A 13525-nucleotide genomic window follows, 5' to 3' on the forward strand; every position below is an offset into this window, starting at 1 on the left:
CTACCTATCCTGCCGTCGAGACGACCACAAAGGCGTGCAAGTCGTGGAGGTACCCCCTTGAAGATTCTCCTCGCCGGAGCGACCGGAGTCGTCGGTCGCCGGCTGATCCCGCTGCTCGTCCAGGCGGGCCACGAGGTCGCAGGGACGACACGCCGATCCGAGCGCGCCGATGTGCTCCGCGACCTCGGCGCCAAGCCCGTGGTCGTGGACATGCTCGACGCCGCCGCCGTGCGCGAGGTCGTCGCCGCCGAGCGTCCGGACGCGGTGATCCACCAGCTCACCGATCTCAGCGATGAAGACTTCTCCGCCAACTCGCATCTGCGCATCGAGGGCACCCGGAACCTGGTCGACGCCGCGAAGGCCGCCGGCGTCGAGACGATGATCGCGCAGAGCATCGCGTGGCTGTACGTCCCCGGCGCCGCCCCGGCCGTCGAGACCGACCCGCTGGACGCGTCGCTGCCGCCCTACGAGGGCGTCGCTGCGCTGGAGGCGGCGGTCGCCGAGATGCCGCGCGGCGTGGTGCTGCGGTACGGCGCCCTGTACGGGCCCGGCACCTGGTACGCGCCGGACGGCGCGATCGCCGAGCGGGTGCGCGCGGGCACCATGCGCCCGGCGCCGTCGTGGACGTCGTTCGTGCACGCCGACGACGCGGCGTCGGCCGCGCTCGCGGCGCTCGAATGGCCCGCCGGCGCGGTCAACGTCGTGGACGACGAGCCCGCGACCACGGCCGACTGGCTGCCGGTCTACAGCGCGGCGATCGGCGCGCCCGACCCGGGCAACGCCGGGAAGCACGCGGCTCCGATGGGCCGTCCGGTGTCGAACGCGAAGGCGCTCGGCCTCGGCTGGAAGCCGCAGGTCGCGTCCTGGCGTACCGGCTTCTCCCAGAAGGGCGCCGGCCCGAACGGCTCCGCCCCGAAGCCGGACGCCCCGAGCTCGGACGGCCCGCGGCCGGACAGCGCGAAGGCCGACGGGAAGGGCGACGGCGCGAAGGGCGACGGTTCGCGCATGAACGGCACCGCCCGGACGAGCTGACCCGACGAACCGGATGCTTCAGGACGGAACGTGACAACCGTCAACCGAACTGGAACGACCGCTTCGCGAGCCCGAACCAGTAGCCGTCGATGACGGATCGCCGTTGCGACGCATCGCCGGTGTGACTTTCCACACCCGCGCCGAGCGCCATGAAGAGCGGCGCGAAGTGCTCCGTCCGCGGGTGGGCGATATCGGCCGCCGGGGCCTTGGCGCGGAAGTCGAGGAGAGCGTCGACGTCGCCGCCCCGCACGGCCTGGTCGGTCCACGCGTCGAACTCCGCCGACCAGGCGGGCGGCGCGTCGTCCGCGCCACCCGGCATCTCGCGCAGGTTGTGCGTCGTGAAACCGCTCCCGATGATGAGGACGCCCTGGTCGCGCAGCGGCGCGAGGGCCCGCCCGACCTCGAAGAGCCGCGCGGGCTCCAGCGTCGGCATCGACATCTGCAGCACGGGGACGCCGGCGTCCGGATACATCTCCACGAGCGGCACGTAGGCGCCGTGGTCGAGGCCGCGGGTCTCGTCGCGGTGCACGCCGGGAATGAGTTTGGTCACGTCAGCGGCCAGTTCGGGGGCGCCGGGCGCGTCGTACCGGACGCGGTAGTAGCGCTCCGGGAAGCCCCAGAAGTCGTAGAGCAGCGGCGCCCTGCGGGTGGTGCCGATGCTCAGCGGCGCCTCTTCCCAGTGCGCCGACACGATCAGGATCGACGCCGGCTCCGGTAGTTTCGCCGCCCAGCGCGCGAGTTCGGCCGTCCAGACGGGGTCGTCGGCGAGGGGCGGGGCCCCGTGGCTGAGATAGAGCACCGGCATCCTGGACATTCCGCCCCCCTTAATTCACATTTGAACCATAGTGAATCATAGTTGAAAGTTCAAGTCTTGAGGGTTCAATCATTTGGGTAGCATGTCCGGTATGACGGACACACGATGGCTCGACGCCGACGAGCAGGAGACCTGGCGCGCCTTCCTGTGGACGTCGCGCCTGCTCAACGAGGCCCTCGACCGCCAGCTCCAGCGCGACTCCGGCATGCCGCACACCTACTACATGATCTTGGCGATGCTGTCGGAGTCGCCGGGCCGCGCCCGCACCATGACCGAGCTGGCCGAGATCGTCCACTCGTCGCCGAGCCGCCTCTCGCATGCCGTCAACCGGCTGGAGGAGGCGGGCTGGGTGCGGCGGATCAAGAAGGGCGCCGACCGCCGCACCACCGTCGCCGAGCTCACCGACGAGGGCTACGCCATCCTCGACAAGGCCGCCCCCGGCCATGTCGCCGAGGTCAGGCGCCATCTGTTCGACCCGCTGACCCGCGAGCAGATGCTCGAGTTCCGCGAGACGCTGCACGCGCTGCTCGCGTCCCTCGACCCGAACCAGGAGGCGCCCTGCGCCCGTGGCGAGGGCTGACCGCCGCGCGAGCTAGGGGCCGGCGAACTCCACGCGGTGCGTCTTCGCCTCCGGATGCCCGGCGGCGAGCAGCCGCAGGCCCTCCTCCTCCAGCGCCGCGCGCTCCCGCTCCGGGACGGGATCGAACGGATCGATCCGCAGCACCGCCTCGCCGCGCTTCTTCTCGATCTTCCACATGCCGTGGACGAACCCGTCCACCAGGAACGTCGCCCGGATGATGCCGTTGACCGTGAAGACCCGCCTGCGGTGCTCCTCGGTGATGATCCGGGCCCGGTCGGCGTGGGAGAGCAGCAGGTTGTCGAAGTCCGGGACGAACCGCACCGGCGCCGGGACGTCCGGACCGGGACGCGGCGCATCGGGCAGGTCGTAGAGCGTGCGGCCGTTCTCGTCCTGGAAGGCGACCAGCCGGGGGGCCAGCCGCTCGACGACCTCGCCGAGCCGGGTCAGGCCCGACCAGTGCTGCACGTCCTGGACGCTCGCCGGCCCGAACGCGCCCAGATAGCGCAGCACGAGATCGTCCAGGGAAGGGGCGGGCGAGGCGTCGCCGTCCAGCCAGGTGTCGAGCGTCGTGTGCCGGGCCATGCCCGACGCGCCCCAGATGCCGCGCGGCGGGACCTGGACGAGCGGCAGCCGCAGCCGGACGGCCCAGCCGAGCAGCGCGACGTCGTCGTCCGGCCACCGCTCGGCCAGCAGCGCCCGCAGCTCCTTGTCGGTGCGCGGCTCGTCCGACAGCAGCCGCCGCGCCTCGGCGACGACCGCGTCGAGGTCGATGCCGTCCAGTTCCGAGGCCCTGGACTTCAGGTGGTTGTCCAGGACGGCCTGCGTGTGCGGCCGCAGCGCGCGGGCGTCGCGGGCGCTGACCAGGTGCAGCGTCCCGCGCATCAGGACGATCCGGAGCGCGCGCCGGGTGGTCATCAGCTCGCCGACCTCGCCGAAGTCGAAGTCCGCGAGGCGGCTCCACAGCCCGATGTACGGCGGGTTCGGTGCCTGCGACTGCATGCCGACGAGGTGCTCGATCGCGTCCAGCGCGGGCATCGCGTGCCGCTCAAGCAGCAGCTGCCGGGCGAGCAACGCCCGGTTCAGCGCCCGCCGCCCGAGTACCGGCCGGTGCTCAGCCGTCATAGCGCCCCCGAAGCTCCTGCCAGGTGGGAGGAGGGCCCGGGAGCTCCTCCTTGCCGGTCAGGTGCAGGGCGTCGAGCATGAGCGCCAGATAGCGGTGCTGTAGCCGGTTCATGCGATCATCGTCGCCGATCCGGATGGCGTGCAGGTACTCCAGCATGACGGAAATGTCGCCGACCTCGATCTCGGGACGCAGCGCGCCTGCCTCCTGCGTCCGCTCCAGCAGCCGCTTCGTCGCGAGGTGGATCGCCTGCCCCTTGCGGCTCATCTCCTCGGTGACCTCGAAGCTGCCCGCGAGCCGCATGGTGAGCGACCCGGCGCCGATGTCGAGGCAGCGGCGCATGAATCCGGCGAACGCGTCCCAGGGGTCGCCGTCGTCGTCCAGCGCGGCCTGCACCTGGGCGAGGTAGCGGTCCATGCCGTCGTCGGCGAGCTTCTGGAGCAGGTCCTCCTTGCTCTTGTAGCGGCGGTACAGCGCGCTGATCCCGACCCCGGCATGCTCGGCGACGGCCGAGATCGGCGCGCCGGGGTCGGCGGTGAACACCGTCCGCGCCGCCTCCCGGATCAGCTCGTCGTTGCGTGCCGCCTGTGCTTTGCGCCCGCTCATGGGCGCCGATGCCGTGGTCTCCATGCCTCCACTCTAAGGGAACGAACAATTCCGTTCTATCCTCCCCGCCGGCCTTGACGGCGACCCCGTTATGAACGTACGTTCATGAACAAGCGTTCACAACCCTAGGGGGATCGATGGTGGAGATCGTCAACGTCCATCAGGCGGAGGCGTGGAACGGCTACGAGGGGCGGCACTGGGCCGACCACCACGACCGGTACGACGCCGGGAACAGCGTGTTCAACGAGCCCTTGCTGGACGAGGCCGCGATCGGCCCGCACGACCGCGTCCTCGACCTCGGCTGCGGGAACGGGCAGCTCACCCGGCTCGCCGCGCGCCGCGCCCGGCTCGGCGGCGCGACCGGCGTGGACCTGTCGGAGCCGATGCTCGCCCGCGCCCGCTCCCTCGCCGCGGAGGAGGACGTCCAGAACGTGACGTTCGAGCGGGGCGACGTGCAGGTGTACCCGTTCGCCGAGGGCGCCTTCGACGCGGCGATCAGCCGGTTCGGGGTCATGTTCTTCGCCGACCAGGTCGCCGCGTTCGCCAACGTCCGGAGGGCGCTGCGCGAGGGCGGGCGGCTGGCGTTCGTGTCGATGACGCCGCTCGGCGACACCGACCTCGGAGCCGTCCTCGGGGCGCTCGCCTCGCTGCCCGCCCGCGGCGCGCCCGCGTCCGGGGACCACGGCCCGCTGTCGCTGTCCGATCCCGACCGGGTCGGCGAGATCCTGACGGCGGCCGGATTCACCGACGTCTCCTGCCGCCACGTCGAGGCCGAGCAGATCCTGGGACGGGACGCCCGCGACGTGGCGGAGTTCTACGCCGGCTGGGGCCCGATCCGCTACAACTACGGCGAGGGAGACGAGGTCGCCGACCTGCTGGAGGAGGCGATACGCCCCTTCGAGCGGGACGGCGCCGTCCGCATGCGCGGCGCGGCCTGGCTCGTCACGGCGCGCCGATGAGACAGGCCGAGCGCTCTCATTACGATTCGGGGTGATGTCACCCCGAAAAGCGGCCGCGCTGCGCGCCGGAGACCGCACCCTGCGCCAGCACCTGATCGCCACCGCCGAGCGGATGCTCGCCGAGCGCGGCGCGGCGGTGCCGACCGTCCGGGAGATCGCCCGCGCGGCCGGGGTCGCCGACGGCGTGCTCTACAACCACTTCGCCGGCAAGGAGGAACTGCTGGCGCACGCGCTGCGCGCCCGCGCGGAGTCGGCCGGCGCCGGGCTCGGCCCGCTGCCCGAGCCCGGCACCGGGACGGTCGAGGAGAACCTGCGCGCCTACGTCCGGCACGGGCTGATCGTGCACAACGCGCTGCTGCCCGCCCTCGCCGGGCTGCTCGCCCAGCCGGACGTCCTCGCCAGGTTCGCCGAGCTCAGCGGCGGCGAGGAGGACTGGAACCGCCGCCTCGCCGCCTACCTGCGCGCCGAACGCGACCTCGGCCGCCTCGCCACCGGCGCCCGGGTCGACGCCGCCACCTCCATGATCGTCGGAGCCTGCCACGAGTCGGTGCTGTCGGTCCTGTTCCAGGGCCGGGGCATCGCGCGGGAGTTCTCCGTGGACGTCGTGGACGATCTGGTGACAGCCGTCCTGCAAGGCCTGGCCCCGCGTTGACGACGCTAGGAGGCCATGGCGGCCCTGACCTCCTCCAGAGTGCGATTCGCGATCTCGTTGGCGCGCTCCTCGCCCGCACCGAGGACGCGGCGCAGATACGCCGGGTCGGCGGTGAGTTCGGCGCGGCGGTCGCGGATCGGGCGTAGGAACTCGTTGACGGAGTCGGTCACGACCTTCTTGAGCGCGGCGGCGCCCCCATCGCCGATCTCGGCGGCGACGGCATGCGGATCCCGGCCCTGACACAGCGCGGCGATCTGCACCAGCGTGGACACCTGCGGACGCGTCTCGGGCTCGTAGGTGATGTGCCGGTCGTCGTCGGTCACCGCGCGCCTGATCAGCCGGGCGGTCTCGTCCGGCCCGGCGGACAGGGCGATGGCGTTGCCGCGGCTCTTGCTCATCTTCTGGCCGTCCGTGCCGAGAAGGCTCGGCGCGGCGGACAGCAGCGCGTCCGGGACGGGGAACACCGGCGCGTAGCGCTCGTTGAAGCGCCGCGCGATCGTCCGGGTGATCTCCTGGTGGGGGAGCTGGTCCTTGCCGACCGGGACGAGGTTGGCCTTGCAGAACAGGATGTCGGCGGCCTGGTGGACGGGATAGGTGAACATCAGCCCGCTGACCGACGCCTGCCGCGACGACGCGATCTCGTCCTTCACGGTCGGGTTGCGGTTCAGCTCGGCGATCGACACCAGCGACAGGAACGGCAGCATGAGCTGGTTCAGCGCGGGCACGGCGCTGTGCCGGAAGATCGTCGCCGTGGACGGGTCGATCCCCGCCGCGAGATAGTCGGCGACCAGGCCCTCGACGTACTCGTCCAGGTGGTCGGCGACGTCCCGGTCGGTCAGGACCTGATAGTCCGCGACCAGCACGAACAGCTCAACACCGGCCCGCTGGAGCCGTACCCGGTTCGCGAGCGTGCCGAAGTAGTGGCCGAGATGCAGCGGCCCGGTCGGACGGTCGCCGGTCAGGATCCGGAACGCGCCGGGCTCGGCGGCGATGCGCTGCTCAAGCTCCCGGCTCCGCTCCTCGGCGGCGCGCAGACCGCCGCCATCGGGGGTGGTTTCCATGGGTTCTCTCCTCGATCGATGGGGCCGTCCCGCCGGAGCGGCCGCGTCACCGAGGAAGAGAAAGGGCCGTCCGGTGGACGGCCCGATGGCGTGCGTGAGGGTCGGCCGTCCTAGGACGGCCACCAGCCCTGAAACGCGCTGCGGTTCATGCCGTCAAGGATAGACCACGCGATGCGGACGATCGCAGATTATCTAGAACGAAACCATTGGGTAGGCTGGCGGGCATGACGTCGATGGCCCCCACCCGCACCAGCCCTGACCTGTCGTTCCTCCTCGACCGCACCAGCTTCGTGCTGCGCAGCCGCATGACGGCGGCGCTCGCCGAGATCGGGCTGACGCCGCGGATGCACTGCGTCCTGGTGCACGCGCTCGAAGAGGAGCGCACCCAGATCCAGCTGGCCGAGATCGGCGACATGGACAAGACGACGATGGTCGTCACCGTGGACGCCCTGGAGAAGGCGGGCCTCGCCGAGCGGCGGCCGTCGTCCAAGGACCGGCGGGCCCGGGTCATCGCGGTCACCGACGAGGGCGCCCGGGTCGCCGCGCGCAGCCAGGAGCTCGTGGACGGCGTCCACGAGGCGGCCCTGGGCTCCCTCTCACTCGAAGATCGCGAAGTGCTCCTCCGCGCGCTGAACGCCCTGGTCGCCGGCCACCTGGCGACTCCCTCCGAAAGCCGGAAGCCGGTGCGCCGGGCCCGCGAACGCACAAAGTAGATCCTATAAGGATCGTCTGTAACAAAACTATCTGCTACGGTCTCTCTCATGACCGTTCCCGCACTGCTCCGTTCCCGCTGGGCCGCCCTCGGCGTGCTGTCGTCCACCATGCTCATGGCCATCCTCGACGGCTCCATCGTCACGGTCGCCATGCCCGCCATCCAGGACGACCTGGGCTTCACGCCCGCCGGCCTCAGCTGGACCATGAACGCCTACCTGATCCCCCTCGGCGGCCTGCTGCTCCTGGCCGGGCGCCTGGGCGACCTCATCGGCCGCCGCACGCTCTTCCTCACCGGGAACGCCGTCTTCACCGCGGCATCCGTGCTCGCGGGCGCGGCGACGACACCCGGCCTGCTGATCGCCGCGCGGTTCCTGCAGGGCATCGGCGGCGCGCTCGCCACCGCCGTCGTCCTCGGCATCATGGTCACGACGTTCACCGACGCCCGCGAGCGGACGAAGGCCATCGGAATCTTCAGCTTCACCGGCGCCGCGGGCGCGTCCGTCGGATCGGTCCTCGGCGGGGTCCTCACCGACGCGCTGAGCTGGCACTGGATCTTCCTCATCAACCTGCCGATCGGCCTGGCCACGATCCTCCTGGCCCTCCCGGCCCTCCCGCGCGACCGCGGCCTCGGCCTGTCCGCCGGGGCCGACCTCGCCGGGGCGCTGCTCGTCACGTCCGGGCTGATGCTCGGCATCTACACGATCGTCAAGGTGGAGAGCCACGGCTGGATCTCCACGCACACCCTCGGCCTCGGAGCAGCGTCGCTCGGCCTCCTCGCCGCCTTCGTCATCCGCCAGGCCCGCGCCGCGACCCCGCTGATGCCGCTGCGGATCCTGCGCTCCCGCAACGTGTCCGGCGCCTACGTCGTCCAGTTGCTGTCGCTCTCCGCGATGTTCGCGTTCCAGGTCGTCGTCGCCCTCTACATGCAGCAGATCCTCGGCTACACCGCCCTCGCCACCGGCCTGGCGATGCTCCCGGCGGCCGTGCTGATCGGCGCGGTGTCGCTGCTGGCGTCCGCGCGCCTGTCGAACCGCTTCGGCGAACGCACCGTCCTGATGGCGGGCCTGGCGCTCCTGATAGCCGCCATGACATGGCTGACGACCATCCCCGTGCACGCCGGCTACGTCACCCACCTGCTCCCGGCATTCGTGCTGATCGCCGGGGCCGGTCTGGTCCTGCCGTCGCTGACCGGACTCGGCATGTCCAGCGCCCGCCCGGACGACGCGGGCGTGGCATCAGGTCTGTTCAACACCGTCCAGCAGGTCGGGATGGCGCTGGGCGTCGCCGTCCTCACCACGCTGGCCGCGTCCCGCACCGAGATCCTCCAGTCGCAGGGCCGGGACGCCGCCTCCGCACTGGCCGGCGGCTACCACCTGGCGTTCGGCGTCTCCGCGGGGCTCCTGACCGCCGCACTGGCCGTCTCCGCCCTCATCCTGCGCCGCCCGCCGCAGGCACCCGCAACCCCCGCGGAGGCGCCCGCCGCGACGGTCAAGGCGTGAAATGCGCTTGGCCGCCGCTCCGATCCGACACTACGTTGCCGAAGTGGATCTCTTCTCGCGCTCCTGGACGGCGCTCCGCGCGGCGGTCGAGGACCTCTCCGGCCAGGACATGCAACGCCCGTCCGGCTGCACCGGCTGGCTCGTCCGCGACCTGGTGTGCCACCTGATCATCGACGCCCAGGACGTCCTTATAACGCTGGTCACCCCCGCCGACACGGCCCCCACCGCCGACGCGACGACCTACTGGAACCTGGTCGACCCGCCAACCGGCGACGACCCGCTGGACGCACTGATCCCGCGCCTGGCCGCCGCATACGGCGACCCGGGACTCCTGAAGTTCCATCTCGACGACGTAGGCTCCGCCGCCGGCCGCGCAGCCGAACTCGCCGACCCGTCCGCCCGCGTCAGCACCCAGGACAAGGTCCTGACAGCAGGCGACTACCTGACCGCGTACAACCTCGAATGGACACTCCACCACCTGGACCTGACCGCACACCTGCCCAAAGCCGCCGCCCCACCCTCCGAAACCCTGAGAGCCGCCCGCACCGCCCTGGAAAACATCGCAGGCACCCAATTCCCCGAACAGTTCTCCGACAAGGAAGCCCTCTTGATCGGAACCGGCCGCCGCCCCCCGACGACCGCCGAGAAGACCGCGCTGGGCGACGAACTCGCCACCAAGATCCCCCTGATCCTCGGCTGAGCGAGGTACCACCGGCCAGGACAGGCCTCAAGCGGCCTTCACTCCGAGCGCAACACCGCCCACGCCTGGACCAAACACGAGCCGCCGCCCGAACGTGAGCAGCCCGGAGGGGCCCGCTGGCCCGATCCCCGCCGCGCCGGAGTGGTCCGGGGATGGGCTGGATGGTTAGTGGGGGAGGAGGACCAGGAGGAGCGGGACGCCGGCGATCACGGGAACGGCCACCGTGGCGGCGAAGCGGGTCATGCGGGGGAGCTCCTGCGGCTCCAGCAGGCGATTCACGCGGGCCATCACCGGGATGTCGCCGTGGGATGCGACGCCGAGAGTGCCGGACGGGGCGGCGGCCGGGCGGGCGGCGGCGAAGCGCAGGAGCGCGGTCGCCAGCTCGCGGGGCGGGCGGCCGTGGCGGGCCCGGTCGTCGGCGGCCATCTCGATCAGCAGCTCGACCGCGTCCAGGCACCGTCCGACCAGCCGGAGCTGCGGGAACACCTGGCGCAGCGACGCGAACGGCAGCAGCACCAGGTCGTGCCGCGCACGCGCGTGGGCGCGCTCGTGCGCGAGGACCGCGGCCAGCTCGCCGCGGTCGAGGAGCTCCATCGTCCCGGCGCTGACCACGACCTTCGACGACCGGACGCCCGGCACGCAGTACGCCGCCGCGCCGGGGTGGTCGAGGACCAGGGTGCCGGGGACGGCCGAGTCGTAGCGCGACACCAGCGCGAGCAGCGCCCGGTGCCGCCGCCGGGCCCGGACGACCCGCACGACCGCGTACATCAGCATGACCAGCAGCACGCCGGTGAGGCTGACGGCGGCGAGCAGCGCCGCGACCTGGACGGCGTTCAGGCTCGCGGCCTGATCGTCGTACAGGCCGGGCAGCCCGCCGAGGACGCCCTTCCCGTACGGCAGCAGCGCGAGCCCGAGCAGCGCGCCGATCGTGGCGACGCCCCAGCACAGCCCGAGGGCCTGCCAGAGCGCGATTCCGATGCGCGGTGTACGCCATGTCCACCGGGCCTGGGACAGCCAGTGCGCCCCGCCGACGGTCCCCAGTGAGATCAATGCGAGCAGGGCGGTGCCGGTCATGCCGGAGGTTCCTTGCCTGTGGTGAGGCCGGCGAGGGCCTGCCGGATCACGTCGATCTCGTCCTCGGACACGGACTGGACGAAGTGGACGAGCGCCGCGTCACGGTCGCCCGTCTCGTTCAGCGCGCCCAGCATCAGCTCGGTGACGTATCCCTCCCGGCTCGCGACCGGGCGGTACCGCCAGGCGCGGCCGTCGCGCTCGCGCGCGAGGAAGCCCTTCTTGGCGAGCCTGTCGAGCACCGTCATGACGGTGGTGTGCGCGAGGTCGCGGTCGCCGGCGAGCGCACGGCTCACGTCACGGGCGGTCGCCGCGATGTGACCGGCGTCCTCCCGCGCCCACAGGACCTCCATGACCGTGCGTTCAAGCTCTCCCAGACCCTTCACGCCAGCCAGGTTATCCGACGCCCCGGACGCTGACCACGTCAGGTAGTACTACCGCACGTCGTTGTGGGTGGACGACCCCCCCGGCTCACTCGGGAGAGGGCGTGACGAGGCCCATCTCGTAGGCGACGATGACGAGCTGGACCCGGTCGCGGGCGTCGAGCTTGGCGAGCAGCCGCGCCACGTGCGCCTTCGCGGTCGCGACACTGATGAACAGCTCTTTGGCGATCTCCTGGTTGGACTTCCCCCTCCCGATCAGTGTGAGGACTTCGCGCTCCCGCTCTGTGATGCCATCGGCCGGGCGGGACGGCTTTGCCGCTGCTCTCGGCCGGGTGGCGGGCATGGCGGCGAACTCCTCGATCAGCCGTTTCGTCACGCTCGGCGCGATCAGGGCGTCCCCTCCGGCCACGACGCGGATCGCCGAGAGGATCTCCTCCAGAGCCATGTCCTTGACGAGGAACCCGCTCGCGCCCGCCCGGAGCGAGCCGTACACGTACTCGTCGTCGTCGAACGTCGTCAGCATCAGCACGCGGGCCGTGGTGATCCGCCGGGTCGCCTCGATGCCGTCCATGTCGGGCATGCGGATGTCCATGACGACGACGTCAGGCCGGACGTCGTCAACCAGCCGGACCGCCTCGGCGCCGGTCCCCGCCTCCCCGACGATCTCCAGATCGGGTGTGTCGGCCACCAGCACCCGCAGCCCCGCCCGGATCAACGGCTGATCGTCCGCCAGCACAATGCGAATGCTCACGCCACCACCACCACCGGGGCGGGGATCCGGGCCGCCAGCGCCCGTACCCCGGCTCGGTTCAGCGGCGGGTCGTCCGCCAGCACGATGCGGATGCTCATGCCACCGCTACCGCCGCCGTCTCGGGGGCTGGGATCCGCGCCGCCAGTACCCGCAGCCCGGCTCGGGTCAGCGGCTGGTCGTCCGCCGCCACCGCCACCGCCGTCTCCAGGGCGGGGATCCGCGCCGCCAGTACCCGTACCCCGGCCCGGATCAGCGGCGGGTCGTCCGCCAGCACTATGCGAATGCTCACGCCGCCACCGCCACCGCCACCGTTTCCGGCGCCGGGATCCGCGCCGCCAGTACCCGCAGCCCGGCCCGGATCAGCGGCTGATCGTCCGCCAGCACAATGCGGGTGCTCACGCCACCACCACCGCTACCGCCGCCGTCTCGGGGGCCGGGATCCGCGCCGCCACCCGGAACCCGCCGCCTGGACGCGGTCCCGCCGCGAACTCGCCGCCCAGGAGCGCGACCCGCTCCCGCATGCCGATGATGCCGTACCCGGTGCCGATCACGCCGCCGCGCCCGTCGTCCTCGACCTCGATGGACACCTCCTCGGCCCCGTATTCGATCGTCACCTGGCAGGCGTGCGTGCCCGCGTGGCGCACCACGTTCGTGACCGCCTCCTGGACGATCCGGTAGGCGGACAGGTCGACGTCCGGTGGCAACGGCCTCCGCTCACCCTTCCAGTGGACGTCGACCCGTACGCCCGCGTCGTTCGCCGACTCCGCCAGCCGGTCGAGATCGTCCAGGCCGGGGGACGGGCCGAGCGGCGCGGCGCCCGGGTCGTCCTTGCGGAGGGCGGTGAGCATCCGCCGCAGCCCTGACAGCACATCGCGGCTGGTGGCCTCGATGGCGTCGAGCGCGTTGCGGGCCTCGGCCGGTTGCGTGTCGATCACGCGTCCGCCCACGCCCGCCTGGATCGCGATGATCCCGATGCTGTGCGCGACCATGTCGTGCAGCTCCCGCGCGATCCGCAGCCGCTCCGCCGCGACCGCCTGCGCCGTCGCCTGGACGCGCATCATCTCGGCGTTCACCCGCCGCACCTGGATGGAGTTCCCCGCCAGCCAGGTCACGGAGGCTGCCAGGACGATGATCAGGAGCAGGAAGTCGTTGGGAGTCAGGAACACGGCGGCCGACAGGGCCTGGACGGCGAGCGTCCCGGCGAGGACCGGAACCGACACCCTGTGCCGGCGGGTCGCCGCGGTATAGCCGACGCCGATATTGGTGATCGCTATCTGCAGGGCGGCGATGCCTCCGATGGGCATCTGCACCAGTGCCCAGGTCCAGGCCAGCAGGAGTATTCCCTGGCCCGGCAGGGGGTGCCGCTGTAGCAGGGCGACCACCAGCACCGTGAGCATGGCCGACACGAAGACTTCCACGCCGACGAACCCGCTCGTGCCTTTCATCACCGTGGCGACCAGGACGAAGGGGTACGCGACGGTCGCGGACCAGAGCACGGCCGCCCAGACGACGCGGCGCACCCGGCGTATGCGGCTCAACGGCAGGGCGGGCATACGCCGATCGTAACCGCGTGCCCCTTCCGG

At 71.8% G+C, this 13525-nt stretch carries 16 protein-coding genes; 7 read left to right on the forward strand and 9 right to left on the reverse strand.

Annotated features, from left to right (window positions below):
* Positions 1-57 precede the first annotated feature (57 nt).
* Positions 58-1032 carry an NAD-dependent epimerase/dehydratase family protein gene (locus ACH34S_RS33420; protein ID WP_395956861.1) on the forward strand — a complete coding sequence of 325 codons (975 nt, stop codon included), beginning with the start codon at positions 58-60 and terminating at the stop codon, positions 1030-1032.
* A gap of 40 nt (positions 1033-1072) precedes the next feature.
* On the opposite strand, the gene ACH34S_RS33425 is transcribed toward ACH34S_RS33420, so the two are convergent.
* Positions 1073-1846 carry a dioxygenase gene (locus tag ACH34S_RS33425; RefSeq protein ID WP_395956862.1) on the reverse strand — a complete coding sequence of 258 codons (774 nt, stop codon included), beginning with the start codon at positions 1844-1846 and terminating at the stop codon, positions 1073-1075.
* Positions 1847-1937: 91 nt separating this feature from the next.
* Here ACH34S_RS33425 and ACH34S_RS33430 point away from each other — a divergent pair, with 91 nt between their 5' ends.
* The gene (locus ACH34S_RS33430; protein WP_395956863.1) at positions 1938-2426 is read left to right on the forward strand and encodes a MarR family winged helix-turn-helix transcriptional regulator; all 489 of its coding nucleotides are present in this window, start codon (positions 1938-1940) and stop codon (positions 2424-2426) included.
* Between the two features lie 12 nt (positions 2427-2438).
* On the opposite strand, the gene ACH34S_RS33435 is transcribed toward ACH34S_RS33430, so the two are convergent.
* Together ACH34S_RS33435 and ACH34S_RS33440 are read right to left on the reverse strand one after the other, a co-directional pair.
* Positions 2439-3548 carry a winged helix DNA-binding domain-containing protein gene (locus tag ACH34S_RS33435; protein WP_395956864.1) on the reverse strand — a complete coding sequence of 370 codons (1110 nt, stop codon included), beginning with the start codon at positions 3546-3548 and terminating at the stop codon, positions 2439-2441.
* Positions 3538-4176, reverse strand: coding sequence for a TetR/AcrR family transcriptional regulator (locus ACH34S_RS33440; RefSeq protein ID WP_395956865.1), 639 nt, complete (start codon positions 4174-4176; stop codon positions 3538-3540). Before ACH34S_RS33440 ends, ACH34S_RS33435 begins: the two co-directional genes overlap by 11 nt.
* A 113-nt stretch (positions 4177-4289) precedes the next feature.
* On the opposite strand from ACH34S_RS33440, the gene ACH34S_RS33445 reads away from it, so the two are divergent.
* Together ACH34S_RS33445 and ACH34S_RS33450 are read left to right on the forward strand one after the other, a co-directional pair.
* On the forward strand, positions 4290-5111 hold the full coding sequence (locus tag ACH34S_RS33445) for a class I SAM-dependent methyltransferase (protein WP_395956866.1): 822 nt from the start codon (positions 4290-4292) through the stop codon (positions 5109-5111).
* A gap of 34 nt (positions 5112-5145) precedes the next feature.
* The gene (locus ACH34S_RS33450; RefSeq protein WP_395956868.1) at positions 5146-5763 is read left to right on the forward strand and encodes a TetR/AcrR family transcriptional regulator; all 618 of its coding nucleotides are present in this window, start codon (positions 5146-5148) and stop codon (positions 5761-5763) included.
* A 5-nt stretch (positions 5764-5768) separates the two neighbouring features.
* On the opposite strand, the gene trpS is transcribed toward ACH34S_RS33450, so the two are convergent.
* Positions 5769-6824, reverse strand: a complete 1056-nt coding sequence (gene trpS / locus ACH34S_RS33455; protein WP_395956869.1) for a tryptophan--tRNA ligase — start codon at positions 6822-6824, stop codon at positions 5769-5771.
* Between the two features lie 224 nt (positions 6825-7048).
* Between trpS and ACH34S_RS33460 the strand changes: the two genes are divergently transcribed.
* From ACH34S_RS33460 to ACH34S_RS33470, 3 genes are read left to right on the forward strand one after another with little or no spacing between them, the layout of a single operon-like run.
* Complete coding sequence (locus ACH34S_RS33460; RefSeq protein ID WP_395956870.1) at positions 7049-7537, forward strand: MarR family winged helix-turn-helix transcriptional regulator; 489 nt, start codon at positions 7049-7051, stop codon at positions 7535-7537.
* Between the two features lie 48 nt (positions 7538-7585).
* The gene (locus ACH34S_RS33465; RefSeq protein ID WP_395956871.1) at positions 7586-9037 is read left to right on the forward strand and encodes a DHA2 family efflux MFS transporter permease subunit; all 1452 of its coding nucleotides are present in this window, start codon (positions 7586-7588) and stop codon (positions 9035-9037) included.
* Positions 9038-9080: 43 nt separating this feature from the next.
* Entirely contained in the window at positions 9081-9737 is a 657-nt protein-coding gene (locus tag ACH34S_RS33470) for a maleylpyruvate isomerase N-terminal domain-containing protein (protein ID WP_395956872.1), read from the forward strand.
* Positions 9738-9902: 165 nt separating this feature from the next.
* Here the strand turns inward: ACH34S_RS33470 and ACH34S_RS33475 are convergent, their stop codons facing one another.
* The 5 genes from ACH34S_RS33475 to ACH34S_RS33495 all read right to left on the reverse strand — a co-directional run bounded on the left by ACH34S_RS33475 (position 9903) and on the right by ACH34S_RS33495 (position 13495).
* Positions 9903-10811: a M56 family metallopeptidase gene (locus ACH34S_RS33475; protein WP_395956873.1), complete on the reverse strand. Its 909-nt coding sequence runs from the start codon at positions 10809-10811 to the stop codon at positions 9903-9905.
* Complete coding sequence (locus ACH34S_RS33480) at positions 10808-11194, reverse strand: BlaI/MecI/CopY family transcriptional regulator (RefSeq protein WP_395956874.1); 387 nt, start codon at positions 11192-11194, stop codon at positions 10808-10810. The genes ACH34S_RS33475 and ACH34S_RS33480 overlap by 4 nt, the downstream gene beginning before the upstream one ends.
* Before the next feature lie 85 nt (positions 11195-11279).
* Positions 11280-11942 carry a response regulator gene (locus tag ACH34S_RS33485; RefSeq protein WP_395956875.1) on the reverse strand — a complete coding sequence of 221 codons (663 nt, stop codon included), beginning with the start codon at positions 11940-11942 and terminating at the stop codon, positions 11280-11282.
* A 94-nt stretch (positions 11943-12036) separates the two neighbouring features.
* Entirely contained in the window at positions 12037-12231 is a 195-nt protein-coding gene (locus tag ACH34S_RS33490) for a hypothetical protein (protein ID WP_395956876.1), read from the reverse strand.
* Between the two features lie 106 nt (positions 12232-12337).
* On the reverse strand, positions 12338-13495 hold the full coding sequence (locus tag ACH34S_RS33495; protein WP_395956877.1) for a histidine kinase: 1158 nt from the start codon (positions 13493-13495) through the stop codon (positions 12338-12340).
* Positions 13496-13525 lie beyond the last annotated feature (30 nt).

It is taken from the genome of Actinomadura sp. 3N508, from assembly GCF_044326375.1.
Lineage (GTDB): Bacteria > Actinomycetota > Actinomycetes > Streptosporangiales > Streptosporangiaceae > Spirillospora.